We start from the raw sequence: 1,086 nt of genomic DNA, 5'->3' as shown, positions 1-1,086 counted from the left end.
GCGATCTGCCCCTCTCACACCACCCACCGTGCAGTTCATGCAGTGGGCGGTTCCGAAAGGTCGCAGTCAATAAAGCCTATTTCATAAGCTTCCTTGATGCTTAACCAACCCCAACCCCTGATGATTTCCTTTGTTATCACATAGTTCGCATACAAGGCTTTTGCCCAGTGCTTCATTGAGCTGTGCGCTATGATATAACATCGGTTTTCATTGTTGGTCTTGAGTTTCTTCAGCTCTTCGTATTTGGTGCTGTTCTTCTTCCACTTTTTCAGATAGATTTGTCGTATTCTACGGCGTATCCATTTGTCAATGTCATTCATAGAACAATTTGCTATCCCCATACGGTAGTAGCCTACCCATCCCTTTAGAAAGGTATTAAACCGCTTTTTGGTGCTTTCCTCTCCCCGGGGTAACCTCCTGTCGGTAAGAATGCGGATTTTATCCTTTAGCTTCTTACGCGACTTGTTGTGTACCACCGGTACCCATCTTGTCTCCAAGTCTTCCTCGATTCTTTTAAAACCGAAACCGAGAAACTTGGTTTCCTGCGACAGCATCCCTATTGAGGTCTTTTCCTTGTTTATTTGTAGAAAAAGCTTCTTCTCAATATACTTAGATATACTTTCGTAGATGCGGTGGGCTGCTCTTTCACTCTTGGCGAAAATTACGCAATCATCGGCATAGCGACAGAATTTAACCCCTCGTTCGTCCGGTACTTTATCCATCTCATTTAGGAGGATATTTGCCGGTATCGGCGACATAGGACCTCCCTGCGGGGTTCCCGTCTTCGGTTTTGTCGATTTGCCGTTCTCGATGATTTTCGCTCTGAGGAATTTATGAATAAGAGATATCACTCTTCCGTCTTTGATGCGCTCAGATAGTACTTGCAGCAGTTTGCTGTGATTTACCGTATCGAAGAATTTTGCCAAGTCCAAATCAATGCCCCATACGTATCCTTGCTCGGCGTATTCGCAAACTCTTCTTACGGCATCCCGCGCCCCTCTGTCAGGTCTGAATCCGAAGCTGTTGTCGGAAAAGTACGGCTCATAAGCTTCGCTCAGTACTTGAGCTAATGCCTGCTGTACCGTC

General features: G+C 45.8%; 1 protein-coding gene. It reads right to left on the bottom strand.

Features of this window, described 5'->3' with window-relative positions; genetic code table 11:
* Positions 1-35: 35 nt before the first annotated feature.
* The coding region (locus tag HMPREF9444_RS07065; RefSeq protein WP_009143719.1) for a reverse transcriptase domain-containing protein at positions 36-1,086 on the bottom strand (1,051 nt) is incomplete at its 5' end.

This window comes from Succinatimonas hippei YIT 12066, from assembly GCF_000188195.1.
GTDB classification, from domain to species: Bacteria; Pseudomonadota; Gammaproteobacteria; order Enterobacterales; family Succinivibrionaceae; genus Succinatimonas; species Succinatimonas hippei.
This window is presented reverse-complemented; position numbering and strand designations above follow the sequence as displayed.